This is a genomic window from Mesorhizobium sp. M0833, from assembly GCF_040319905.1.
Classification (GTDB): domain Bacteria; phylum Pseudomonadota; class Alphaproteobacteria; order Rhizobiales; family Rhizobiaceae; genus Mesorhizobium.
In genome coordinates this window covers 1-25,343 of record NZ_JAMYOQ010000011.1, presented here as the reverse complement: position 1 = coordinate 25,343, position 25,343 = coordinate 1, and the positions used below count along the sequence as shown (strand labels likewise).

The window sequence follows — 25,343 nt, the reverse complement described above, 5'->3', positions numbered from 1 at the left end:
GCTAGAGAATGTGCAGCAACCGAAGGTGCTTGGTTTTTGTGCATGCCTGATGTGACCAAATTGGCTTCGCCGCTAGATGTGGGTGGCGTGAGAATCCGCAATCGCGTGTTTCTCGCGCCGATGTCGGGCATTACCGACGAACCGTTCCGGCAACGCGCGCATGCGCATGGCGCCGGGCTGGTCGTATCGGAAATGGTGGCGAGCGGTGAGCTTGCAAAGGGCAGGGCTGGTTCCGGCCTGCGCATCCGTCATTCCGGGCTGCCTGTCCACATGGTCCAGCTTGCCGGCCACGAGGCAATGCACATGGCCGAAGGCGCGCGAATCGCGGTCGGCGAAGGCGCCGACATCATCGACATCAACATGGGCTGTCCGGCCAAAAAGGTGACGGGCGGCTATGCCGGTTCGGCACTGATGCGAGACCTCGACCACGCGTTGTCGCTGATCGAAGCGGTAGTCGGCGCGATCGCGGTGCCAGTCACGGTCAAGATGCGGCTCGGGTGGGACGAAGGCGCGCTCAACGCGCCGATGCTGGCGCGACGCGCCGAGCAGGCCGGGGTGAAGATGGTGACGGTGCACGGCCGCACGCGTTGCCAGTTCTATCAGGGCAAGGCCGACTGGCGTGCCATCGCACGCGTCAAGCAGGCGGTCTCGATCCCGGTCGTTGCCAATGGCGATGTCGGCTCGCCGGCAGAGGCCGCGTCGATCCTCGAGCAGTCTGGCGCCGACGCGGTGATGGTCGGCCGCGCGCACTATGGCGCGCCGTGGACGGCCGGCAGCATTGTAGCGGCCGCGCTGGCCGAGCCGGTATCCAGCATGCCGGAAAGCCCGCAAGCGCTGGCCGACTACGTCATTGCCCATTACGAAGACATGCTGGCGCTCTATGGCGTGGAAAGCGGAGTGCGCCAGGCGCGCAAGCATCTCGGCTGGTATCTCGACCGCCACGCCGGCGGCACAAGCGACGACCGGCGCAAGACCATACTCACGTCTTTCGAGCCTGGGCGTGTCATTGCGTTGCTGCGCGACATGTTTTCAACCGCTCCCGAAGCGGCGAACCTGCGGAGTGCGGCATGAACGCCACCGTCACACAGAGCACGGATATGGCGGACGCCGCGCATATTGTGCTCAACACCATTCGCCGGCCGGTAATCATGGTCGATCCGCAAGGTTTCATCACCTTCGCCAATGCCGATGCCGAGGATTTTTTCCGGTCGAGCGCCACGATGCTCGCCCGCAACACGCTGCACAAGCTCATTCCTTTCGGCAGCCCGCTGCTGACGCTTGTCGACCAGGTGCGCGAGCGCCGGGCGCCGGTCAACGAATACCGGGTCGACGTGTCGTCGCCACGTCTCGGCATCGAGAAGGTGGTCGACCTCTACGTCGCACCGGTGACGGAATTTCCAGGCTCGGTCGTGGTGATGTTCCAGGAACGCTCAATGGCCGACAAGATCGACCGGCAGATGACGCATCGCGGTGCGGCACGCTCGGTCACCGGCCTCGCCGCGATGCTTGCCCATGAGATCAAGAACCCGCTGTCCGGCATTCGTGGTGCTGCGCAGTTGCTAGAGCTGTCGGCGTCCGACGAGGATCGCGCACTGACCAGGCTGATCACCGACGAGACCGACCGCATTGTCTCGCTGGTCGACCGCATGGAGGTGTTTTCCGACGAGCGCCCGATCGACCGCTATCCCGTCAACATTCATGTCGTGCTCGACCATGTCAAGGCAATCGCCAAGAACGGTTTTGCCAAGCGAATCAAGATATTGGAGGACTATGATCCATCATTGCCTCCGGTTTTTGCCAATCGCGACCAGCTCATCCAGGTGTTTCTCAATCTGGTAAAAAATGCCGCCGAGGCGATCGGCAGTGATCCGCAGGGCGAGATCATGCTATCGACCGCCTTCCGTCCGGGCATCCGTGTTTCCGTACCCGGGACCCAGGACCGCGTATCGCTGCCATTGGAATTCTGCGTGCGTGACAACGGTTCGGGTGTTTCCGAAGACATCCTGCCGATCCTCTTCGATCCTTTCATCACCACCAAGCCGAACGGCTCCGGTCTCGGTCTGGCGCTGGTCGCAAAGATCGTCGGCGAGCATGGCGGCATCATTGAATGCGAATCGACCCCGCGCGGCACCACTTTCCGCATCCTGATGCCGGCGTGGAAAGAAACCCAGTTTGGCACCGACGACGACGGTGAAGGAGACCGCAAATGACCGTTCGCGGCAATATTCTCGTCGCCGACGACGATGCGGCCATCCGCACTGTCCTCAACCAGGCGCTTTCGCGCGTCGGCCACGACGTGCGTGTCACCTCCAACGCTTCGACGCTGTGGCGCTGGGTTGCGGCGGGCGAGGGCGATCTGGTTATCACCGACGTTGTCATGCCTGACGAGAACGCCTTCGACATGCTGCCGCGCATCAAGAAGGCGCGACCGGAACTGCCGGTCATCGTCATGAGCGCGCAGAACACGTTCATGACAGCAATTCGTGCTTCCGAAACCGGGGCCTACGAGTATCTGCCGAAACCGTTCGATCTGACCGAGCTGCTCAACATCGTCAACCGCGCTCTTTCCGAGCCGCGGCGGCCGAAGATCGATACGCGGGCCGACGAGCCGCCGGAAACGATGCCGCTGGTCGGCCGCTCGGCGGCCATGCAGGACATCTACCGCATGCTGGCGCGCATGATGCAGACCGACCTGACGGTCATGATCAGCGGAGAGTCGGGTACCGGCAAGGAACTGGTGGCGCGCGCGCTGCATGAATACGGCCGCCGCCGAGGCGGTCCCTTCGTCGCCATCAACATGGCGGCGATCCCGCGCGACCTGATCGAATCGGAGTTGTTCGGGCACGAGAAGGGCGCCTTTACCGGCGCGCAGAACCGCTCCACCGGCCGTTTCGAGCAGGCCGAAGGCGGCACGCTCTTCCTCGACGAGATCGGTGATATGCCGATGGAAGCGCAGACGCGGCTGCTGCGTGTGTTGCAGCAGGGCGAATACACCACGGTCGGCGGTCGCACGCCAATCAAGACCGACGTGCGCATCGTCGCTGCCACCAACAAGGACCTGCGCACACTGATCAATCAGGGGCTTTTCCGCGAGGACCTGTTCTACCGCTTGAACGTTGTGCCGCTCAGGCTGCCGGCGCTGCGCGAGCGGTCGGAGGACATTCCGGACCTCGTCCGCCACTTCTTCAAGCTCGGCGTCAGTGAAGGCCTGCAGACAAAGCGCATTTCCACCGGCGGCATCGAGCTGATGAAACGCTACCCATGGCCCGGTAATGTGCGCGAACTCGAAAACCTCATTCGCAGGCTGGCCGCACTGTATTCGCAGGACGAGATTTCCGCCGAGATCATCGAGGCGGAGTTGAAGACCGGCGAAAGGCCTGTCGTTCCAGGTGGCGGCAACCTCATTCCCGACGACCTTTCCATCGGCCAGGCGGTGGAGCATTTCCTGCAACGCTATTTTGCCTCGTTTGCCGGCGACCTGCCCCCGGCCGGGCTCTATCAGCGAATCCTCTCCGAGGTCGAATATCCGCTGGTCCTCGCCTCGATGACCGCAACGCGCGGTAACCAGATCAAGGCTGCCGAATTGCTGGGGCTCAACCGCAACACGCTGCGCAAGAAGATTCGCGAACTCGGCGTCAACGTCTACAAATCGTCCAGGCAGGTCTAGACGAATCCCTTTACGAGCGCTTTCCAGGGGATCGATTGCCGAAAGATTTCCGTCTCGGCCACACTTGTTGCATAATCGCCACAATGCGTTGCATACATCCGACGCAATCACTGGCTCTAGACGGCGACATGGCCCTGCACGCACCGACACTGAGCAAATCGCCTTTCAGCAATACGGGCGCGCGAGACGGTCGCCGGCTGCTTGCGCTGCCGGGCGTGATCGCCATTGCCGGTGCGCTGGTGACGGCGGCGATCTCCTTCGCCATTCTGGTCGGCGCGACGCCGATCACGCCCGACGCGAGGACGACGCTGGCGCTGATTGCGCTTAATGCGGCGTTCGTCCTGTTTCTGATTTTGCTGGTCGGCCGCGAGGTGCATCGCATCCTGATGGCACGACGGCATGGCAAGGCTGCGTCGCGCCTGCATGTGCGCATAGTGGCGATGTTTGCGCTGGTCGCCGCCATCCCCGCCATCATGGTGGCGATCATCGCGTCGATCACGCTCGACATCGGCCTCGACCGCTGGTTCGAGATCCGCACCAAGACGATCGTCAATTCGTCGTTGTCGATCGCTGACGCCTATGTGCAGGAAAACGCGCGAAATCTTCAGGGCACGACGTTGTCGATGGCTTACGACCTCGACGCTTCGCGCACGCTTTATGGCCTCGATCGTACCGGTTTCCTCGACCTCATGAACAAGGAGGCGGTGGGTCGCTCGCTGGCGCACGCAGCACTCATCAAGCCCGATGGTTCCTTCGTCATGAGCGCCAAGACCGACGCGGACTTTGCCATGCCAGAGCCGCCTGAGGGCGCCGTGGCAAGCGCTGCAGACGGCAAGCCGGTGCTGATAGAACCGCGCACCCGCAACATCATGGGTGCCATCGTCAAGCTGCGCGAGATCGACGGCCTCTATCTCTACACCATCCGCCTCGTCGATCCCGAGGTGATCAAGGCGCGGCAGATCGTCAAATCCAACACCGCCGAATATCGCGGTCTCGAAGACAACCGCCGCACCTCGCAAGTGGCTTTCGCGCTTCCCTATCTGTCGCTGACGCTGATCATCATCCTGTCCGCCATCTGGACCGGCATTGCGGTGGCCGACCGCCTGGTGCGGCCGATTCGTCAGCTCATCGGCGCGGCCGACGAGGTCGCTACCGGCAATCTCGACGTAGCCGTGCCTGTCCGCCCCTCCGACGGTGACGTCGCCTCGCTCGGCGACACCTTCAACAAGATGCTGATGGAGCTGAAATCGCAGCGCAACGAGATCCTGTCGGCCAAGGATTTGATCGACGAGCGGCGGCGCTTTTCGGAGGCGGTGCTTGCCGGCGTCACCGCCGGGGTCATCGGCGTCGATCCATATGGCATCGTCACCATCGTCAACCGTTCGGCCGAAACGATGCTGGCCATATCCGCTCCGGCAGCGCTTGGGCAGAACCTTTCCGCGGTGCTGCCGCATGTCGGCCGCGTCTTCGAGATCGGCCGCAAATCGGGCAAGCCGGTCTATCGCGAACAGGTCACCTTCTATCGTGCCGGCACCGAACGGACCTTCAACGTGCAGATCACGATTGAAGCCGGCGACGATGGTTCGGAGGATAAGTCCTACGTCGTGACAGTCGACGACATTACCGATCTGGTCCAGGCACAGCGTTCCTCTGCATGGGCTGACGTGGCGCGGCGCATCGCCCACGAGATCAAGAACCCGCTGACGCCGATCCAGCTTTCGGCCGAGCGCATCAAGCGCCGTTACGGCAAGGTCATCACCGAGGACCGTGAGGTTTTCGATCAATGCACCGACACCATCATCCGGCAAGTGGAGGACATCGGCCGCATGGTCGACGAGTTCTCGGCGTTCGCCCGCATGCCGAAACCGGAAATGAAGGCAATCGATCTGCGCGATTCGTTGCGCGAGGCCTCGTTCCTGGTCGAAGTAAGCCGCGCCGACATCACCTTCGAGCGCGTCTTCGGCAATGAGCCGCTCAAAGGCACGTTCGACAGCCGCCTGATGGCGCAGGCGTTCGGCAACGTCATCAAGAATGCCGCCGAAGCCATCGACGGACTTGATGCAGAGGATCGTCCGCACGGCATAATCCGGATTCAAGCCGGGCGTCAGAATGGCGCGATTCGAATCGACGTCATCGACAACGGCAGGGGCTTGCCGCGCGAAAACCGGCAGCGCTTGCTCGAGCCTTACATGACGACACGCGAGAAAGGCACCGGGCTTGGCCTCGCTATCGTCAAGAAGATCGTGGAGGACCATGGCGGGCGACTCGAATTGCACGATGCACCAGCGGACTTCCACGATGGGCGGGGTGCAATGATCAGCATCATCCTGCCGGTTGCCGCCACAGTTCCGATACGCGGCGAGGGCAAGACAGAACACGAAAAAGAAACTGAAAAGGTCGGTAATGGCGTCTGATATTCTCATCGTCGATGACGAGGAAGACATCCGCGAACTCGTCGCCGGTATCCTGAGCGACGAAGGTCACGAAACACGCACGGCGTTTGACGCCGACAGCGCGCTGGCGGCGGTCGCCGACCGGGCACCCCGGCTGATCTTCCTCGACATCTGGCTGCAGGGTTCGCGGCTCGATGGCCTCGCTTTGCTGGACGAGATCAAGACGATGCACCCGAACCTGCCGGTGGTGATGATCTCGGGCCACGGCAATATCGAAACGGCGGTCTCGGCCATCCGCCGCGGCGCCTATGATTTTATTGAAAAGCCGTTCAAGGCCGACAGGCTGATCCTTATTGCCGAACGGGCGCTTGAAACGTCCAAATTGAGACGCGAGGTTTCGGATCTCAAATTGCGCAGCGGCGAGACTTTCGACCTCATCGGCATGTCGTCGGCAATGAGCCAATTGCGCCAGACCATCGAGCGCGTCGCGCCGACCAACAGCCGCGTCATGATTATCGGCCCCTCCGGCTCGGGCAAGGAACTGGCGGCGCGCGCCATCCACGCATTGTCGGCGCGCAAGAGTGCACCTTTTGTGACGCTGAGCGCCGCCAACATCACGCCTGAGCGTATGGAGATCGAGCTGTTCGGCACCGAATCGAACGGCGTCGAACGCAAGGTCGGCGCGCTGGAGGAAGCCCATCGCGGCATTCTCTACATCGATGAAGTGGCCGACATGCCGCGCGAGACGCAAAACAAGATCCTGCGCGTGCTGGTCGAACAGCAGTTCGAGCGGGTAGGGGGCACCAAGCGGGTCAAGGTCGACGTGCGCATCATCTCGTCGACCTCGCAGAACCTCGAAGCCATGATCGCCGACGGCCGTTTCCGTGAGGACCTTTATCATCGCCTGGCCGTGGTTCCGGTCATGGTGCCGGGACTGGCCGAGCGTCGCGAGGACATTCCTTATCTGGTCGACAATTTCATGAAGCAGATCGCTCGCCAGGCCGGCATCAAGCCGCGTCGCATCGGCGACGACGCGCTGGCGGTGCTGCAGGCGCACAACTGGCCGGGCAACGTTCGGCAGTTGCGAAACAATGTCGAGCGTCTGATGATCCTGGCGCGTGGCGATGATGTCGATGCGCCGATCACCGCCGACCTCTTGCCTGCCGAGATCGGCGACGTCATGCCGCGCACTCCAAACAAGTCCGATCAGCACATAATGGCGCTGCCGCTGCGTGAAGCACGCGAACAATTCGAAAAGGATTATCTGATCGCCCAGATCAACCGTTTTGGCGGCAACATCTCGAAGACGGCAGAGTTTATCGGCATGGAACGCTCTGCATTGCACCGCAAGCTGAAGTCGCTGGGCGTCTGACAGCAGTCGTGGCCCACGCAATTATCGGTTACTGCGGTCCTTGGAATCGCATAAGAAAGCTGGGACTTCTTCCAGGGATTTGCCATGCCGCGCATTGCCTATGTTAACGGGCGCTATGTCGCTCACGCCGAAGCTTCCGTGCATATCGAAGACCGTGGCTATCAATTCGCCGATGGCGTCTACGAGGTCTGCGAGGTGGCACGAGGCTTCATCGTCGACATGCCGCGCCATCTCGCTCGATTGAACCGCTCACTTACCGAACTCTCGATCGATTGGCCGATCACGCGCGGCGTGCTACCGCTCGTCATGCGCGAGGTGGTGCGCCGCAACCATGTCGTCGACGGTCTGATCTACGTCCAGGTGACACGCGGCGTCGCCAGCCGCGAGTTTTTCTTCCCGCCGGCAGGTACGAAGCCGTCACTGGTGGTGACCGCCAAAAAAGCCGATCCTGCAGTTGCCGCGAAGCGGGCCGAGAGCGGGATCCGGGTCATCACGGTGCCGGAGAACCGATGGGATCGGGTCGATATCAAGTCGGTCGGCCTGCTGCCGAACGTGCTGGCCAAGCAGAAAGCCAAGGAAGCCGGCGCTCAGGAGGCCTGGTTCGTTGATGTTGACGGTACCGTCAAGGAAGGCGGATCGTCGAACGCGTGGATCATCACCAGGGACGGCGTGCTGGTGACACGGCCCGCCGAGCACGGCATCCTGCGCGGCATCACCCGCACGACGCTGTTCGATGTCGCCGCCAAGCTCGGCCTGAAGATTGAGGAGCGCGGCTTTTCGGTTGCCGAAGCCAAGGCCGCGCGCGAGGTTTTCATCAGCTCTGCAACCACGATTGCCATGCCGGTGGTGGCGATCGATGGCGCTCCCGTCGCCAACGGCCACCCGGGCTCGATAACAGTTTCATTACGGCAGGCCTTTTTTGACGTTGCGGAAAAAAGTCCAGCCTGATAACCGCACAGATGGAATGAACATCAATATATCTCGTTCTGCTTGTCGTTACTGACGGCAAGATGGTGTTTGCGTGCTTGACATGTGCCGGCTAATTTGGCGCATTGGCCTGCAAACCGAAGGGGATCGGCGAAAGACAAGAACAATGGCGGAACGATCGCAAAATCTTCAGGACCTGTTCCTGAATTCAGTTCGCAAGAGCAAAAACCCACTCACCATCTTTCTCATCAACGGCGTGAAGCTGACCGGCGTGGTCACTTCGTTCGATAATTTCTGCGTTCTGCTGCGTCGCGACGGCCATTCCCAGCTTGTCTACAAGCACGCTATTTCCACGATCATGCCGAGCCAGCCGGTTCAGATGTTCGATGGTGAGGAAAGCCAGGGCGCCTGATTGGCACGTGAAAAAGACGCGGACCGCAGCGTTCGCGGAAAACCAGCACATCAGACCGGGACAGAGGCCAACGGTCGGACCCGGGCGGTGGTCATCGTGCCGGTGCTTACCCGGCAGCCGCGTGGCGACGACGATACCAATCGTCCGCGCCTGACCCGTTCCGCCGAGGCCCGTCGCGACGAGGCGGTCGGCCTCGCCAGCGCCATCGACCTTGACTTGGTCCACACGGCGGTGGTGACCGTCAACGATCCACGTCCGGCGACCCTGCTCGGCAGCGGCAAGGTCGCGGAGTTCGCCGAGATCGTCAAAGAGGGCCACGCGGAAGTGGTCATTGTCGATCATCCGCTGACCCCGGTACAGCAGCGCAACCTCGAAAAAGAGTTGAACGCCAAGGTGCTCGACCGCACCGGGCTGATCCTGGAGATTTTCGGCGAGCGCGCCCGCACCAAGGAAGGCACGCTGCAGGTCGACCTTGCCCATCTCAACTACCAGAAGGGCCGCCTTGTCCGAAGCTGGACCCACCTCGAGCGCCAGCGCGGCGGCGCCGGCTTTCTCGGCGGTCCTGGCGAGACCCAGATCGAGTCGGATCGGCGTGTGCTGCAGGACAAGATCACCAAGCTGAAGCACGAGCTCGAAACCGTGCGCCGAACCCGCGACCTGCACCGCGCCAAGCGCAAGAAGGTGCCATTTCCGGTGGTGGCGATCGTCGGCTACACCAATGCCGGCAAGTCGACGCTGTTCAACAGGCTGACCGGAGCAGGGGTGCTGGCCGAAGACATGCTGTTTGCCACGCTCGACCCGACGCTGCGCCGCGTGCGCCTGCCGCACGGTACGCCGATCATCTTTTCCGATACGGTCGGCTTCATTTCCGACCTGCCAACGCATCTGGTCGCGGCCTTCAGGGCGACGCTGGAGGAAGTGGTCGAGGCAGACCTCGTCATTCATCTGCGCGACATCTCCGATCCCGATACGGCCGCGCAAGCCGAAGATGTCGAGCGCATCCTTGCCGATCTCGGCGTCGATGCCCGCGATAGCAAGCGCGTCATCGAAGTATGGAACAAGATCGACCGGCTCGACGAGGGCAACCGGGCGCGGCTGCTTGCTGATGGTGCTGACGGCAAGAAGGCACCGCCAATCGCCATATCGGCGGTGACCGGCGAGGGCATCGATGCGCTGAAGGCGATCATCGAGACGATGATGTCGGGCGAACTGGAGACGTTCACCGTCACGCTCAAGCCCGACCAACTCGCCGTCGTCGACTGGCTTTACCGCAACGGCGACATCGCCTCGCGTGATGACAATGAGGATGGCAGCGTGACCATCGCGCTCAAGGCCACGCACAGCGCCCGGCAGGAGATCGAAAGCCGATTGCGCCGTCAAAACAACGGGTAGGGGCCTACTTCGCGCTTTTCGCTTGCTGCCAGAGCGCTTCCATCTCGTCCAGCGTCGCTTCTTCGAGGCTGTTTCCCGACGCTTGCAGCGTCCGCTCGACATAGTGGAAGCGCGATCGGAATTTTTCGTTGGTGCCGCTGAGTGCCGCTTCGGAATCAATTTTGAGGTGCCGGCCGAGATTGACGACCGCAAACAGCATGTCGCCGAACTCATCCTTGATCGGCGCGCTGTCGCCTTTGGCCAGCGCTTCGCGCAATTCGCCGATCTCCTCCTCTATCTTTTCGAGGATCGGTGCCGCCTCGCTCCAGTCGAAGCCGACGCGGGCGGCCTTTTCCTGCAGCTTGAGCGCCCGGGTCAGCGCGGGCAGCGCGACCGGCACGCTGTCGAGAAAGCCCTTGCCATGGTCTTCCGGGTCGAGCCCACGGGTGAGGCGCGCACTGCGCTTCTCCGCCTTTTCCTCTGCCTTGATCTTTTCCCACATGCCCTTGGCCATGCCGGCGCTGCGCGCCTTGTCGTCGCCGAAGACATGGGGATGGCGGCGGATCATTTTTGTGGTGATGGCCTGGACCACATCGCCGAATGAAAATTCGCCGGCCTCCTCGGCCATTTGCGCGTGGTAGATCACTTGCAGAAGGAGATCGCCGAGTTCTTCCCGCAGATCGTCGAGGTCGCCGCGCGCAATGGCGTCCGCCACTTCGTAGGCTTCCTCGATCGTGTATGGCGCGATTGTCGAAAAGTCCTGCTCGATATCCCACGGGCAACCGGTTTCCGGCGCCCGCAGCGCTGCCATGATCTCGATCAGCCGGGAAATGTCTTTCGAGGGTTTCATCTGGGAAACGCTATCCTGTACACGGCTGTGCGGCCAACGGCTTCAGCCGGTGAGGGCGCCTTGTCCACAGATGGGCCGCTAGACAATAATACGAAAGTGGAAGCCGGTTTCCGGAAGATCCTAGTTAGCAAAAGCATCAGTCGACCACGGAGACGATCGCCTTGGCGAGCGCATCCATGCCGTCCTCGGGCAGGCCAGCAACGTTGATGCGGCTGTCGCCGACCATGTAGATGCCATGCTCGGCGCGCAGCCGCTCGACTTGCGCTTCCGACAGGCCAAGCCGGGAAAACATGCCGCGGTGGCTGGCGACGAAATCGAAACGGTCGGAGTTGGACTGCCGCCGCAGCGCCTCGGCGAACTGGACGCGCAGCCGCAGCATGCGCAGCCGCATCTCTTCAAGCTCTGCCTCCCAATCGGAACGCAATGCGGAGTCTTCGAGCACGATGCGCACCACCGCCGCGCCGTGGTCCGGCGGCATCGAATACATGGCACGTGCCGCCGACAGCATCTGGCCCATCGCCAAATCCGCCTGCGCGCCGTCTTTCGCCAGGATCAGCGCTGCACCGACTCGGTCGCGATAGACGGCAAAGTTCTTCGAGCAGCTCGAGGCAACGACCATTTCCGGAACTTTTGCCGCCAGAAGGCGCAAGCCGGCGGCATCCGCATCAAGCCCGTCGCCAAAGCCCTGATAGGCGATGTCGACAAAGGGCAGCAGGCCGCGCTCAACGACAAGATCGGCAATGGCAGCCCATTGCGGGATGTCTAGATTGGCGCCCGTCGGGTTATGGCAACAGCCATGCAACAATACGACGTCGCCAGGATTCGCGGTTCTCAATGCATTCAGCATGTCGTCGAAGCGAACCGCACCAGAAGCAGCGTCGAAATAGGGATATTCGCGTGTCTGCAGGCCAGCGGCGCGCATCACCGGCGTGTGGTTCGGCCATGTCGGATCCGACAGCCAGACCATCGCGTCGGTGCGGGTCCTTTTCAGCAGCTCTGCCACCAGCCGCAGCGCGCCGGAGCCGCCGGGCGCCTGCGCCGCACGAATGCGTGTCATGTCGGCAGCTGGGCCGAACACCAACCTGGCCATCGCCGCGTTGAAGGCGGTATCCCCGGCAAGGCCGAGATAGGTCTTGGTATCCTGGCCCTGCAGCAACCGCTTTTCGGCTTCGCGCACCGCGCGCATCACCGGCGTCTTGCCGTCGCGATCCTTATAGACGCCGACCCCGAGATCGACCTTGTCGGGACGCGGGTCGGCGCGATAGAGGCCGATCAAGGCCAGGATCTTGTCGGCAGGCGCGGGCTGGAGATTTTCGAACATCGATAAGTTTCCATTGGCGGCGGAGTGATACGCAAACCGGCCGTGCTTTGCCAGCAGTTTCATATGCGCCAACTCGGCGTCGGTTTGTCTCGAGGGCGGCCGATACTATCTGCCGGGCGAGGGCAGGCGCGATATCTCCCAGAGAGAGCGCGGCGAGCCGAAAAATTCGGGGAGAGCGGGATTAAAATTCCGACCTGCTCCGTAAACAGGACATGAAACGGCCGATGCCACGCTTCGACATTCTGGGACAGCTCGGTTCACTGCGCCGTTACGCACGCTCGCTGACACGCGACAGCGCCGATGCAGAGGATCTGGTGCATGATGCGCTGGTGCGTGCCTATGAGCGACGCGGCAGCTTCCGCTCCGGCGGAAACCTTCGCGTATGGCTGCTGTCGATCGTCCACAACGCGTTCATCGACGGCTTGCGATCCCGCAAATCCGAAGCAATGCGCATCGAACAGGCCGGCTATCTCGCCGAGGCCAGCGTCCAGGCTGCGCAGGAACATTCGGTCCGTCTGGCACAGGTGCGCGACGCTTTTTTCACATTGCCGGAAGAGCAACGTTGCGCGCTGCATCTCGTCGCCATCGAGGGGCTCAGCTACAGCGAGGCGGCCGAGATTAGCGGCGTGCCGCTTGGCACGCTGATGTCGCGCATCGGCAGGGCACGTGCGGCACTCCGCGAGATGGAGGACGCGGCACCGGCACGGGCGAAAGGCCATCTGAAGATCGTCGGAGGTCGATGATGAACCAACTGCGCGATCCAGTGACCGACACCGATCTCGACGCCTATGTCGACGATCAGCTGGACGTGGCGCGTCGCATCGAGGTCGAGGCGTTCCTTTCGGCCCGGCCGGAGGCGGCCGCGCGGGTGATGTCCGACCTGCGGATGCGTGACGAATTGCGCGTAGCGCTTGCCGGATCGAAAGGCATGGCGCGGCCCGCGACGGCCGATGCTGCACGGCGGCTGGAGCGGGGATTGGCGCGCGGCCGCGTCCTTGGTGCCTTGCAGCGGGCGGCGGCAGTCGCTGTCTTCGTCGCCGCCGGCTGGCTTGCGAACGGGCTAATTGGACCGATATCGGTGACGGAAGTCGTCGCTTCGACCCATCCGCCCGCCTATGTGGAGGACGCGATCCGGGCGCACCGCACGACGCTCGTGCGCGAGGCGATGTCGTCGCAACCCGAAGCGCCCGGCTACAATGCCGACGAAATTCGCGCCGCGGCGGCGATCATTATGCCATCGCTGCCTGCGGACTGGACGGTCCGCGACGTGCAGATCTACCCATCGCAGTTCGGCCCGAGCGTCGAGATGGCTGTCGAGACGAAAGAGATGGGGCTGGTCTCGTTGTTCGCGATCAGGCCTGGGACATTCGACGTCGTCAAGCCGACTGTCGTTCCCTCGGGCGACGTTTCCTCGGCTTATTTCCAGATCGGCGAGGTCGCCTACGCGGTCGTCGCACGTAGCGACATCCAAGGCATAGATCTCACGGCCGAAGCGCTCGCCAAAACGCTTTACTGATCGACCTGCAAGAAGGAGAACCACATGAACAATCTCGGATATATCGGGGCCGGAGCCCGAGCCGGAGCCGTCTACGACGAAGGCCTGCGCCGGCACATGCTGCGCGTCTACAACTACATGGGCCTTGGCCTCGTCGTTACGGGCGTGATCGCGTTCGTGGTGGCTTCCACGCCCGCGCTTTACGTGCCGATCTTCTCCACACCGCTGAAATGGGTGGTTATGCTGGCACCACTGGCCTTTGTGCTCTTGTTCTCGTTCCGGATGCAGACGATGTCGGCGGCCAGCGCCCAGGCGATGTTCTGGGCATTCTGCGCGGTCATGGGGCTGTCGCTGGCTTCCGTGTTCCTGGTCTTTACCGGCACCAGCATCGCACGCACCTTCTTCATCGCCGCCACCATGTTCGGCGCGACCAGCCTTTACGGGTACACGACCAAACGCGACCTGACGCAGTTCTCGTCGTTCCTGATCATGGGCCTGATCGGCGTGGTGATCGCCAGCATCGTCAATATCTTCCTGGGCTCGACCGCGCTCCAGTTCGCGATCTCGGTGATCGGCATCGCCGTCTTCATCGGCCTCACCGCCTGGGATACCCAGACTATCAAGGAGCAGTATGCGGAAAACTTCGGTGCGGAATCACAGCAGAAGCTCGCTGTTTTCGGTGCATTCTCGCTGTACCTGAACTTCATCAACATCTTCCAACTGCTGTTGAACTTCACCGGCGAGCGCGAATAGCCGGCGTCGGACCACGACCGGAGGCGGATATCATGGACAGAAACGATCAACAGGCGATCGGGCACCTCTTCGAGAAGTTGGCAAATGTCGAGCGCCAGGCGCCGCCGCGCGATGTGGAAGCAGAGCGCTTTATCCAGGATCAGATCGGCCGGCAGCCTGGCGCGCCATATTACATGGCCCAGACGATCGTGGTGCAGGAGCAGGCCTTGAACGCAGCTCAGGCGCGCATCGAAGAACTGGAAGAGCAGGCGCAGCAGCCCGCCGGCGGTGGACCGCTCAGCAGCTTCTTCGGCCGCAGCGGCGGCAGGCGCTCGGGCTCGGTTCCGCGGGTAGGGCGCGCCGCCTCCGTTGCAACTGAAGGGCCGCAGGACACGCCACAGCGGGCAGGCGGCGGTTTTCTTGCTGGCGCTGCGCAGACCGCGATGGGCGTGGCCGGCGGAGTGCTGCTCGGCAGCGCGATCGCCGGCATGTTTGGCGGCAGCGAAGCGAAGGCAGCTGAACAGCCGACGCCGCAGCCGGACGAAGCCGATCAGGCAGGCGATGCCAGCTCCGACAATGGCGGTGACTTCGGTGATATGGAGTTCTGACGAGCGACCCAGACTGTGCCTGTGCCGGCGCTGGTGACGATTGCGGGTCAGCATAGGCGAGATGGCGAGCGCAGCATCCGGGAAGCGAGCCCTCGCCGGCGGCTAATAACCCAGGCGCTTCAGTTCAGTCTTGACCGCTGCGATCGTCTTGAAGCGGAAGTGCTTCGTTGTGCCGTCGCGCCAATGGCAGTCGCATGTGGCGTCGAACTTCCGGCTCGCTTTCAATTGAGTCAGCGCCTTCTGGCCGGGCTTGGGGCCATCGAAGATGCGAACTTCGTAGAGCGTCCCTTCGACATCGTAGTGCATCTGAGCCCAGGAAAGTATCACGATCAGTTCCTTTGCCGGGTCGTGGTCGGCGTTGGCGAGGCCGAGCGCTATGTCCGGCGTGTCGCCCTCTTGTTCACCTGTCGTGACCTGGATTGCGCGATATCTGTTGTCAGCTAGCCGTTGCAGCGCGACGAGCGGGCGTTCCGGATAGTCCTCAGCGGTCTGGTAATCGACGAAGAGTGTCTGGAGGCCGCTCCAGCTCACGGCTGTGGTGTGCGGATCAGCATTGTCGGCGAACCCGACAACACGTTTGGCGAAAGCCAGGTCGTTCTCGCCTGGCGCACGATCAAAGTCCTGCGCTCGCGCGCCAGTGAGCACGCAGGCGAGGGTGAGGACGAAACTTGTGAAGAGCCCAAGTCGCTTCATGATTCGCAACCGTAGCATGCCGGTTGCGAATCTTCGCGCCTGGCCGTCGGCAGCGGGATGGAAACCTTGTCCAACTCCCGCGCGCCCCAGTCGCATAAGATAGGTTATGGAACTGAAATGGGGGATAAGGATGTGGCGTGGAAGTGGCACCAGCAAGCCGCTGGGCCGGTTTTAGAGCGAGAATTGGTTTCATGCACCTTGCGAGATCCCACTCAGAAACCCAGCCGTAGAAACTTGGTCCTTCACCCTGATTCGTAAGGGATTTCGATCGTCATGCCGTCATAAGCAGGCTCGACGTTGGCCGGCGTCTCGGCCATTACCGTGGCGTAGTCGAGCGGCACATGCATATGCGTCAGTACCGCGTTCTTCGGTGCCAGTCTTTCGATCCAGCCAAGCGCCTGACCAAGCGACAGATGGCTCGGATGGACGGTGTATTGCAGCGCGTCGATGACCAGCACGTCCAACCCGCGCAAACGCTCGGCGGTCGCGTCCGGAAAGTCGCTGGCATCAGGGCAATAAGCCAGCCCGCCGATGCGGAAACCCAGCGAGGTGATGTCGCCATGAAGCTGCAGCAGCGGTTCGAGGGTGAGGGCGCCGCCCTCGCCCTCGATCACCACCGGCCGGTCGTGGTCGATGATATGGGCGTTGACGATCGGCGGATACGAACTGCCTTTCGGTGTTTCGAAACAGTAGCGGAACGCCTCGCGTAAGCGCAGCATGGTGGCCTGATCGGCATGGATGTCGATCCGGTGGCGCTGCTCCAGTACGAAGCCGCGCAAATCGTCGATGCCGTGGATATGGTCGGCATGCGGATGTGTGTAGACCACCGCATCGATGCGCCTGACCGATGCCAGCAGCATCTGCTCGCGGAAATCCGGGCCGGTGTCGATGACGACGGTGGTCCGGACGCCATTCGCCGCGATCCGCTCGACGAGCGCTGCGGTGCGCGTGCGCCGGTTCCGGGGGTTCGCGGGATCGCAATTGCCCCAATCGCCGGTGATGCGTGGCGTACCCGGCGATGAGCCGCAGCCGAGGACGGTAAGACGTAACCGGTCGCTCATGCGTCAGGCGCCCGGCGCGCTCGGGCGCGGCATTTTCCTGAACAGCCGGAAGAAATTATCCGTGGTGATATCAGCGATCTCGGCCTCGCTGAAGCCGATCGTCTCGGCCAGCACCTTGGCTGTATGCGCGACATAGGCGGGCTCATTGCGCTTGCCGCGAAAGGGGATCGGCGCAAGGTATGGCGCGTCGGTTTCGACCAGCAGACGGTCGCGCGGCACATCGGCGGCGACGGCGCGCAGCTCGGCGGAGTTCTTGAAGGTCAGGATACCGGAAAACGAAACGTAGCCGCCGAGCGCAACACCGATCTCGGCTAGCCTGCGCCCAGACGAAAAACAGTGCAGGATGAAGGGGAAGGCGCCCTTCCCTGTTTCTTCTTCGAGGATGTCGGCCATGTCGTCGTCGGCGTCGCGCGAATGGATGACCAGCGGCAGACCGGTCACGCGCGCCGCGGCGATGTGGGTGCGAAAGCCCCGCGCCTGTGCGTCGCGCGGCGCATGATCGTAGAAATAGTCGAGCCCGGCCTCGCCGATCGCTACCACTTTGCGATGAGCAGAGAGCCGCACCAGATCATCGACAGTGACGTCAAGCTCTTCCGCCGCATTGTGCGGATGGGTGCCCACCGAGCAATAGACTTCATCGAAAGTCTCTGCAATCTCAAGCACTTGGCTAAATCGCTTCACCCTCGTCGAGATCGTCACCATACGGCCGACGCCGGCCGCGACGGCGCGGGCGACGACAGTCGCCCGCCCTTCGGCGAAATCCGGAAAGTCGAGATGGCAGTGACTGTCGACCAGCATCAGGCGCCTGTATCCGTTGGCTCGACATAGCGTGGAAATACTGCTTCCGGCGCCGGCAGTGCCGTACCGGACACCAGCGCATGACGTTCGGCGACATGCGCGAAGTCGCGGCTGTCCGCCGGCACCGCCAAAAGATCGAGCAGCTTTGCCGCCGAGCCTGGAATGAAGGGCTGGCACAGCAATCCGACACGCCGGATCACCTCAGCCGTCGTCCACAGCACTGTTTCCATGCGTGCCGGATCGGTCTTCTTCAGCGCCCATGGCTCCTGCCCAGCGAAATAGCGGTTGGCTTCGGCCACCACGCCAAAGATCGCCGCCAGCGCCAAATGGATGCCCTGGTCGGCCATCGTCCTGCGCGCCGTGACAAGGGCGGCATCTGCCTGATCGAGGATCGCCTGGTCGGCGTCGCTCAATTCGCCACGCTTCGGCACCACGCCGCAACAGTTCTTGGCGATCATCGACAGCGAGCGCTGCGCCAGATTGCCAAGATCGTTGGCAAGGTCGGCATTGGTGCGGTTGACGATCGCATCATGGCTGTAGCTACCGTCCTGACCGAACGGCACTTCGCGCAGGAAGAAATAGCGCACTTGGTCGAGACCGTAGTGCTCGATCATGGCGAACGGGTCGATGACGTTGCCGACCGACTTCGACATTTTCTCGCCGCGGTTGAACAAAAAACCATGCGCGAACACGCGCTTCGGCAATTCGATGCCAGCCGACATCAGGAAAGCCGGCCAGTAGACCGCGTGAAAGCGCACGATATCCTTGCCGATGACATGGACGTTTGCAGGCCAGAAAGACCATCTCTCGCTGGCCGGATCCGGATAACCGGCAGCGGTGATGTAGTTGGTCAGTGCATCGACCCAGACATACATCACATGCTTGTCGTCGCCCGGGACCGGCACGCCCCAGTTAAACGTGGTGCGCGAGATGGACAGATCCCTGAGGCCGGATTTGACGAAGCTGACGATTTCATTGCGCCGCTCCGCCGGCCCGACGAATTCGGGGCTGTTCTCGTATAGTGCGAGCAGCCTGTCCTGATAGGCGGAAAGCCGAAAGAAGTAGCTTTCTTCTTCGGTCCATTCGACGGGCGAGCCGAGCGGTTCGCGGCGCACGCCGTCGTCGCCGACCTTGGTTTCGGCCTCGTCGAAATAGGCTTCCTGCCGAACCGAATACCAGCCGCTGTAGCGGTCGAGGTAAATGTCGCCATTCTCAGCCATGAGTGTCCAGATCGCCTGGCAAGCCTTGTAGTGCCGCTCCTCGGTCGTTCGGATAAAAACGTCGTTCGAGCAGCCGGTCGCTTCGAGCATCGAACGGAAGATCGCCGAATTGCGATCGGCAAGCGCCTTCGGCGTCAGGGCTTCGGCGTCCGCCGTCTGCTGCATCTTCAAGCCGTGCTCGTCGGTCCCCGAGACGAAGAAGACGTCCTTGCCGTCGAGCCGCTGGAAGCGGGCAAGCGTGTCGCTGGCGATCACATTGTAGGCATGGCCGATATGCGGCTTTCCGTTCGGATAGAAGATCGGCGTCGTGACGTAGTATTTTTCGCGTGACATGGATGAGCCGTCATGAATGTCTGAATGAAAGATGTCGCGGTGAGATATCGCATCGAAACGGCAATTGCCATCCGACGCCAATGTGGTGGCTTCGAAGTTCCTGCGATTGATTGGGATCAATGCTCAGGGGCTTCAAAGCCACGCCAGCGGCCGTCACATTCGCATTGCAGAATTCAGGCGGTCGATCATGGTCAGGGCGTGCTGCTTTTTGTCGAGATTGTAGGTCTCGGTTTCAGATATAGCGTTCAAAGCCTCGTGCCAAGTATCCGACAGCGTTTTGGCCCGCGCGAGATCGCCGGCGAGCGCGGCCTGGCTGGCGCCGGCCGACAGCAGGTCGAGCGCGCGGCGATTGAATATCTCGAACGGGATTGCCTGGTCGCGGCCGGCGACCGCCTCGGCAAGACGGTAGGCGCCTGCGACATCCATCTTTTTGGACATCACCAGGGCGTCGAGGGTGGCGGCGATTTCAAGCCCGCCATACTGCGTCAACAGGATCGCGTTGCGCGCGCTGCCCCCTGCCCGCTCCGCCAGCGCCGCGCGCGCCGCAGGATCCTCCGGTGGCGGCGGCTCGATGCCCTCCAGAACCGCCATCAAGCTCTTGGCATCGAGCGGGGCCAATCGCACCATCTGGCAGCGCGACCGGATCGTCGGCAGCAAACTGCCCGGCGCATGGACGATGAGGATGAACAAGGTGCGCGCGGGTGGCTCTTCAAGATTCTTCAGCAAGGCATTGGCAGCATTGGTGTTCATGTCGTCGGCGGGATCGACGATAACCACCCGGTAGCTGCCGTCGTGCGAGGTCAGCGACAGAAAACGGCTGACCTTGCGGATTTCGTCGACCGTGACCACTGTCTTGAAGCTCTTGGTCTTGTCATTCGCGGGGCGTGTAAGATGCAGAACCGAAGGATGTGCCCCGGTGGCGATCTGGCGAAACAGCGACGAAGCCGGATCTGGAACGGCAAGGCTTTCCGGCGCCTGCTCGAAGGCCGGGTGCTTCAACAGATGATGCGCCAGATGAAAGGCCAGCGTCGCCTTGCCTATGCCCACCGGTCCGGCAAAGATCAGTGCGTGCGGCAGCTTTCCCGAGCGGTAAGCGGTGGCGAGCATGTTGGCTGCCTGCGGGTGACCGACAAGACGCGGCGTCTCGGATGGCTCGGGCACCCCGTCCAGCGTATCGTGCTGTTCCGGCGCGATGCGTTCGAAAATCATACCGGCGCCGCCTGCCTTCTTTGCGCCGGCATCATCCTCTCGAGAGCCGCGAAGACGATGGCGGTAACAATATCCTCCACGGTGTCGGGGTCGGCTGACGCATCGACGACGACGCAGCGTTCGGGTTCAGCTGCGGCGATCGCGAGAAACGCCTCGCGCCGGCGTTGGTGGATAGCCAATGTTTCCTTCTCGAAGCGGTCGGGTCCGTCACTGCTCCCCCGCCGGGCGGTAGCGCGCCTCAGGCCCTCGGCGGGGTCGATATCGAAGATCAGCGTCATGTCCGGCACCATGCCGTTGATGGCGACCTTCTCCAATGCGTCCATGAATGCCGGGTCCAGGCCGCCGGTGACGCCCTGGTAGACGCGCGAAGAATCCATGAAACGATCGCAAAGCACGACCGAACCGCGCTCGACCGCCGGCCGGATGACCTGTTCGACATGGTCGGATCGCGCAGCGGCGAAAAGCAACGCTTCCATCTTGGGGCCGAACGGCTCGGCTGCGCCTGAAAGCAGGACATGCCTGACCGCCTCCGCACCCGGCGAGCCACCCGGCTCACGCGTCACCAGCACATCGTATTTCTTGGCGCGCATCTTCCTTGCCAGCCGCTCGATCTGTGTCGACTTGCCTGCTCCTTCGCCGCCTTCAAAAGTGATGAAAAATCCGCGCGCCAAAGCCTTTGTCCATACTTCGGGGACCGTATAGTCCCGGCGGGAAAAAAGGTCCACCGCGACGGTGCTAACGCAGCCAGCCGACGGCCAGTTCCTTGGCGGCGTCAAGCGCGCGCTGCGGCAGCGAACCGACACCGATCGACTCGGCGGCAAACAGCGGCGTCTCCTGGCTCAGAGTATCGCCGATCCAGACGCGCAGCGTACCGACCGGCTGCCCCTCCTCCACCGGCGCGGCAACCGGTCCGTCATAGACGATCCTGGCGGTGAGCTTGTCGCGGTTGGTGATCGGCAGGAAGATCTGCACCGGTCCTTTTGCCTTTAGTGCGACTCCGGACTTGGCGCCGCCAAAGACCTGGGCTTCGCCAACCACTTCGTCCTTGGCGAATATTTCAGTCTTCTCGAAGGTGCGAGCACCCCAGTCGAGCAGCTTTCGCGCTTCCTCGGCACGCTCGCGGTCGTTTGCAAGGCCGCTCATCGCCGCGATTACCCTTGTGCCGTTGTGGCTGGCCGAGCCGACAATGCCGAACCCGGATTGCTCGCTGGCGCCGACCGCGAGCCCGTCGGCGCCTATATCCATGGCCAGCAGCGGATTGCGGTTCCTCTGGGAAATCTTGTTCCAGGTAAAATCCTTCTGGCCGTAATAGCGGTAGAGATCCGGGTAGTTGCGCCAGATATGCAGCGCCAGAAGCGCGAGTTCGCGAACGCTCGTTTGCTGCCCATCTGCCGGCAGACCGGTGGAGTTGACGAAGGTCGATTTCTGCAAGCCGATCTGGCGGGCACGCTCGGTCATCTGCGCCGCGAAGTTTGCCTCGGACCCCGCGATTCCTTCAGCGATGACGATACAGCCGTCATTGGCCGCCTGCACGGTCACGCCCTGGATCAGGTCTTCAAGCCGGATCGTCGACTTGAGTTTCGCGAACATAGTCGATGTCCCCGAAGGAGCGCCGCCCTTGCGCCAGGCGTTTTCGCTCACCACGAAGGGATCGTCGAGCGTCATGCGCCCCGATTTGATGGCGTTGAAGACCACTTCCATCGTCATCAGCTTGGCCAACGAGGCCGGCGGGATCAACCTGTCGGCGTCCTTGGAAAACAGCACGGTTCCGGTTTCGGCATCGATCATGAAGGCCTGCGCGGCCTTGGTCTCGAAAAGCTGTGCTGAGGCCGGCGCAAGCGAGAGCAGCAGCAGGCCGAGCGCTATAAGCCCAGTGAAAGGGCGAAAAAATTTCATCAGATTCGACCAGTGAGCCGGCGCTCTTGCACGTTGGCAGAAGCTATCAGGCTTTTGCCTGGCGGATCAATCGCGCACGAAAAAACCAGGCAACCCCGAGCTCAGTCGCGTACAGCAAGCGCATCCGGCGCACCATGCGACCACGCTGCCTGCAGTATCTCGTCCAGGCTGCCACGGCCGTCGGCATAGAGGTTGACCGAGTACCAGTCCTTGCCTTCAAGTTCCGAGCGCTGGATTTCGGTCTTGCCGAAGCTGGAAAGCTGGGCAGCCACACGCTCGGCTTCGGCGGCATCCTCGAACGAACCCGCCGCGACATAGTCCGTGGGCGACCCGGTTGGAGGAGCTTGCCGCTTCCACGATTGAAGAAGCTCGGCGGGCGACATGCCGGTGTCGTCCAGCTCGGCAAACGCGCTGGAGGCGCGCTGCACGCGCTCGTCGGCGTAAGACAGCGACGCCATGGTGAATGGAGATTGCGCCGGCAGGGTGATCTCCGGACGCTCCGGCACGATGGGGCCGAAATCGGGCAGTACAATGTCTCCCGAAGCAGACGCCTGCACCGCTATGACAGGCCCTGCATCGGATCCCTGCCCGGTATTCGTCAGCTGACCGGGGAACGGCACGGCTGCGGCGCTCACCGCCAGGCTTGGCGACGGCCCATTCATGGCGACCATGACACCGCTGGGCAGACCGTCCGACGGATCCGGCGCCCTGTTGCCTGGACGATACGAAGCCATAAGATACTGCCCGTCATTGCCTTCGAGCGGCGCACGGCCGACATATTCGACCTTCACCTCGGCCGTACCGATATTGGCATAATCGAGCATTTCAGCAGCGCGCTTCGACACATCGATGATGCGTCCATCATGATAGGGTCCGCGATCGTTGACGCGCACGATCACCGAGCTGCCGGTCTTCATGTTGGTGACCCGCGCATAGCTCGGGAGCGGCATAGTCGGATGCGCCGCCGTCAGATCGGCCATGTCGTAGACTTCGCCATTGGCGGTCAACCGGCCGTGGAACGCCTCACCGTACCAGGACGCTAGGCCAACCTTGGCGTAACGTTTGTCTTCCTTCGGATAATACCACTTGCCGCGCACCTGATAGGGCTTGCCGAGCTGGTCGCGCCCCCGAGACGTCTTGAACATCACGCGCGGGCTGGCTTTCACGCCATATTCGGCTTCGGAAAAATATTCCTTGGAGCGAGGTTTCTTGTTGACCATCGCCTTTTGCTGCGGCGCGGCACATGCCGCAAGAAACGCTGCCGACAAGGCAAACAGCGCGAAAGCGGAAGCGCGACGAAGACGCGGGCGCGCCGTGGTCTGCATATTTTGATTGTCCCCTATAGCATCGACGAAGGCACCGCAGCATAAACGTCAGCGATGCCGAAGCACCCACTCCAGAAACGCCGGCAACGCCCTACCCCAATGCTTTTTGTGCGCAGGAATTGTTTATCACCGTATTAACCGATTGTGGTCGGAACCGGGCGAGATTGTGGCGCGGACCGTCTCGCCGGTCGGGATGAAGTCGTCGCTTATCGATCAGCAAAACGCCCTTCGTGGCGCGCTTTGAACCTTGCCTGGCGTGTCTGCGAGCGCAGAGTCAGGGACCGAAGATCACGAGCTCGGTGAACGTCAGATCTCCAGGTGCGGGTGGTCTGGGACCCTTGAAGTATTTCAGCCCCTTGTTGGGGCGGTACCATCCCACCAAACCTGGAATCGGCTCCTTGGCGTCGACAAAGCAAACCAGGATTCCGCTTCGCAAGAGAAAGCGCCCCATGGCACCGGCGCAGCGGCTCAAATCCGCGAGCGAGCGGCAATAGATGACCTGATGGCACCGGATAAGACCGTGCAACATTCGGCGCGGCATCAACACCAGGGGGAACGCTGCTCCGTCGCAGATGCAGATCAACGACAGGCACCCCAGCGCGGCGTGTTCCGAGAGTATGTATCTCTCACTTTCGGACAGCATCGCCAGTTCCGGAAGATCGGGACGCACCTCGACCACGCGACACGACGGCGGCGCCGAACTTAAAGCCGGCAAGAAGGTAAATTGTCCGCTGGAGAAGAGCCGAAAGCCGAGCGCCCGGTTGGCTTTCAATGTCGCTTGCGCCGGCGAAATGTTCGTGTAGGTCACGTCCTTCCGCTTGAGAACCGCCGCAACCAACATGGCGCCATAGGAACGGAATTCTGCGTCGACTGACCAGCTCGAAAGATTGCAGCGGATTTCCTCGCTCTCCGGCCCCTGGTAGCGCGCATAAAGGGTGAGCACAACGCCGACGATCCGATCGGCATGCTCCAAAGCAAAGCCATATTGTGGGAGCTCGGCAACCGCAGGCCGCTTCGACAGACGGGTCAGAGCCCGGATCCAGTAACTTCGGTTACGCGCCGGAAAGCCCCTGCACAGACAATCGACCACTCCCTCCCAGTCGGTTTCGCGAATTGGTCTACAGCGAAGACCGGGCGGGAGAGCGCCAAGTACGGCCAAAATTCAACTCCAGAATACGATTTACTTACATGTGCCTAATGCGCCCAACATATCAGCGCGCAACGATTAATAGTCCGTGCGGGTTTTAAAAACGATTTTCCACACTCAGCACAAACAGCTCGCCATGACGCTGCTCACCGTCCTGGATCACGCCGAAAGGTGCGGCCGCCACGGTTGACTTGGCGTTGAATGCGGCTTTACAGGAATGGAGCGCGAACCGATCGGGGAACGTCCTGGTGCCAATCCGGTACCGACAGCTCGAACCCGCTCCTCTCGCGATATCCTAAGTGATTGAAAAATCACCCTGGAGGGATGGCCGAGCGGTTTAAGGCACCGGTCTTGAAAACCGGCGTGGGTGCAAGCCCACCGTGGGTTCGAATCCCACTCCCTCCGCCAGTGACGCTCTGGTACGACCCGGAGACATGGGTAACAGAATGTACCTAAGACATGGGTGACAACCTCGTGCCGAACGGGTTGTCGATGGTCTGCAAGGTTCTCTGT

23 protein-coding genes and 1 tRNA gene are annotated in these 25,343 nt (G+C 62.0%); 13 read left to right on the top strand and 11 right to left on the bottom strand.

From position 1 onward, the window contains the following. Nucleotides 1-42 precede the first annotated feature (42 nt). From dusB to hflX, 8 genes are all read left to right on the top strand, one after another. Nucleotides 43-1,071: a tRNA dihydrouridine synthase DusB gene (dusB, locus tag NKH98_RS14510; RefSeq protein WP_352899356.1), complete on the top strand. Its 1,029-nt coding sequence runs from the start codon at nt 43-45 to the stop codon at nt 1,069-1,071. Continuing rightward, nucleotides 1,068-2,210 (top strand): two-component system sensor histidine kinase NtrB, encoded by a 1,143-nt coding sequence (locus tag NKH98_RS14505; protein ID WP_023675075.1) that lies wholly within the window; start codon nt 1,068-1,070, stop codon nt 2,208-2,210. The genes dusB and NKH98_RS14505 overlap by 4 nt, the downstream gene beginning before the upstream one ends. Next, a complete protein-coding gene (gene ntrC / locus NKH98_RS14500) occupies nt 2,207-3,667 on the top strand; it encodes a nitrogen regulation protein NR(I) (protein ID WP_254817199.1) in 1,461 nt (486 codons plus the stop codon). The genes NKH98_RS14505 and ntrC overlap by 4 nt, the downstream gene beginning before the upstream one ends. An 83-nt stretch (nt 3,668-3,750) precedes the next feature. Next, a complete protein-coding gene (locus tag NKH98_RS14495; protein ID WP_502894259.1) occupies nt 3,751-6,081 on the top strand; it encodes a sensor histidine kinase NtrY-like in 2,331 nt (776 codons plus the stop codon). Then, on the top strand, nt 6,071-7,432 hold the full coding sequence (ntrX, locus tag NKH98_RS14490; RefSeq protein ID WP_254817201.1) for a nitrogen assimilation response regulator NtrX: 1,362 nt from the start codon (nt 6,071-6,073) through the stop codon (nt 7,430-7,432). Before NKH98_RS14495 ends, ntrX begins: the two co-directional genes overlap by 11 nt. An 84-nt stretch (nt 7,433-7,516) precedes the next feature. Further along, nucleotides 7,517-8,380 (top strand): D-amino-acid transaminase, encoded by an 864-nt coding sequence (locus tag NKH98_RS14485; RefSeq protein WP_352899351.1) that lies wholly within the window; start codon nt 7,517-7,519, stop codon nt 8,378-8,380. A 145-nt stretch (nt 8,381-8,525) separates the two neighbouring features. Next, entirely contained in the window at nt 8,526-8,771 is a 246-nt protein-coding gene (gene hfq, locus NKH98_RS14480; protein ID WP_006202172.1) for an RNA chaperone Hfq, read from the top strand. Then, a complete protein-coding gene (gene hflX / locus NKH98_RS14475; protein WP_352899348.1) occupies nt 8,772-10,163 on the top strand; it encodes a GTPase HflX in 1,392 nt (463 codons plus the stop codon). Nucleotides 10,164-10,167: 4 nt separating this feature from the next. On the opposite strand, the gene mazG is transcribed toward hflX, so the two are convergent. Together mazG and NKH98_RS14465 are read right to left on the bottom strand one after the other, a co-directional pair. Next, nucleotides 10,168-10,992 carry a nucleoside triphosphate pyrophosphohydrolase gene (mazG, locus tag NKH98_RS14470; protein WP_352478835.1) on the bottom strand — a complete coding sequence of 275 codons (825 nt, stop codon included), beginning with the start codon at nt 10,990-10,992 and terminating at the stop codon, nt 10,168-10,170. Nucleotides 10,993-11,128: 136 nt separating this feature from the next. Next, nucleotides 11,129-12,313 carry an amino acid aminotransferase gene (locus NKH98_RS14465; RefSeq protein ID WP_352899345.1) on the bottom strand — a complete coding sequence of 395 codons (1,185 nt, stop codon included), beginning with the start codon at nt 12,311-12,313 and terminating at the stop codon, nt 11,129-11,131. 212 nt (nt 12,314-12,525) lie between these two features. Between NKH98_RS14465 and NKH98_RS14460 the strand changes: the two genes are divergently transcribed. Genes NKH98_RS14460 through NKH98_RS14445 form a run of 4 tightly spaced genes read left to right on the top strand, consistent with a single transcriptional unit; the run spans nt 12,526 to nt 15,148 of the window. Further along, a complete protein-coding gene (locus tag NKH98_RS14460) occupies nt 12,526-13,056 on the top strand; it encodes a sigma-70 family RNA polymerase sigma factor (RefSeq protein ID WP_502894256.1) in 531 nt (176 codons plus the stop codon). Further along, nucleotides 13,056-13,829 (top strand): anti-sigma factor family protein, encoded by a 774-nt coding sequence (locus tag NKH98_RS14455; protein WP_352899562.1) that lies wholly within the window; start codon nt 13,056-13,058, stop codon nt 13,827-13,829. Before NKH98_RS14460 ends, NKH98_RS14455 begins: the two co-directional genes overlap by 1 nt. A gap of 24 nt (nt 13,830-13,853) precedes the next feature. Further along, entirely contained in the window at nt 13,854-14,561 is a 708-nt protein-coding gene (locus NKH98_RS14450; RefSeq protein ID WP_352899339.1) for a Bax inhibitor-1/YccA family protein, read from the top strand. A gap of 32 nt (nt 14,562-14,593) precedes the next feature. Beyond that, entirely contained in the window at nt 14,594-15,148 is a 555-nt protein-coding gene (locus NKH98_RS14445) for a DUF2076 domain-containing protein (RefSeq protein WP_254817209.1), read from the top strand. 102 nt (nt 15,149-15,250) lie between these two features. Here NKH98_RS14445 and NKH98_RS14440 read toward each other — a convergent pair whose 3' ends face one another. The 9 genes from NKH98_RS14440 to NKH98_RS14400 all read right to left on the bottom strand — a co-directional run bounded on the left by NKH98_RS14440 (nt 15,251) and on the right by NKH98_RS14400 (nt 24,773). After that, nucleotides 15,251-15,841: a hypothetical protein gene (locus NKH98_RS14440; protein WP_352507403.1), complete on the bottom strand. Its 591-nt coding sequence runs from the start codon at nt 15,839-15,841 to the stop codon at nt 15,251-15,253. A 242-nt stretch (nt 15,842-16,083) separates the two neighbouring features. Next, on the bottom strand, nt 16,084-16,902 hold the full coding sequence (locus NKH98_RS14435; protein WP_352899335.1) for an MBL fold metallo-hydrolase: 819 nt from the start codon (nt 16,900-16,902) through the stop codon (nt 16,084-16,086). A 3-nt stretch (nt 16,903-16,905) separates the two neighbouring features. Next, the gene (locus tag NKH98_RS14430) at nt 16,906-17,700 is read right to left on the bottom strand and encodes a TatD family hydrolase (RefSeq protein ID WP_352899332.1); all 795 of its coding nucleotides are present in this window, start codon (nt 17,698-17,700) and stop codon (nt 16,906-16,908) included. Further along, the gene (metG, locus tag NKH98_RS14425) at nt 17,700-19,286 is read right to left on the bottom strand and encodes a methionine--tRNA ligase (RefSeq protein WP_352899559.1); all 1,587 of its coding nucleotides are present in this window, start codon (nt 19,284-19,286) and stop codon (nt 17,700-17,702) included. The genes NKH98_RS14430 and metG overlap by 1 nt, the downstream gene beginning before the upstream one ends. Nucleotides 19,287-19,406: 120 nt before the next feature. Next, a complete protein-coding gene (locus tag NKH98_RS14420) occupies nt 19,407-20,462 on the bottom strand; it encodes a DNA polymerase III subunit delta' (RefSeq protein WP_352645758.1) in 1,056 nt (351 codons plus the stop codon). Next, on the bottom strand, nt 20,459-21,133 hold the full coding sequence (gene tmk, locus NKH98_RS14415) for a dTMP kinase (RefSeq protein ID WP_352899327.1): 675 nt from the start codon (nt 21,131-21,133) through the stop codon (nt 20,459-20,461). The genes NKH98_RS14420 and tmk overlap by 4 nt, the downstream gene beginning before the upstream one ends. 64 nt (nt 21,134-21,197) lie before the next feature. Further along, nucleotides 21,198-22,358 carry a D-alanyl-D-alanine carboxypeptidase family protein gene (locus NKH98_RS14410; protein WP_352899325.1) on the bottom strand — a complete coding sequence of 387 codons (1,161 nt, stop codon included), beginning with the start codon at nt 22,356-22,358 and terminating at the stop codon, nt 21,198-21,200. Nucleotides 22,359-22,459: 101 nt separating this feature from the next. After that, nucleotides 22,460-23,683, bottom strand: coding sequence for a septal ring lytic transglycosylase RlpA family protein (locus NKH98_RS14405; protein WP_352899322.1), 1,224 nt, complete (start codon nt 23,681-23,683; stop codon nt 22,460-22,462). A gap of 274 nt (nt 23,684-23,957) precedes the next feature. After that, nucleotides 23,958-24,773, bottom strand: a complete 816-nt coding sequence (locus NKH98_RS14400; RefSeq protein ID WP_352899319.1) for a hypothetical protein — start codon at nt 24,771-24,773, stop codon at nt 23,958-23,960. A 375-nt stretch (nt 24,774-25,148) separates the two neighbouring features. Between NKH98_RS14400 and NKH98_RS14395 the strand changes: the two genes are divergently transcribed. Continuing rightward, a tRNA-Ser gene (locus NKH98_RS14395) sits at nt 25,149-25,238 on the top strand. The last annotated feature ends 105 nt before the right edge of the window (nt 25,239-25,343 follow it).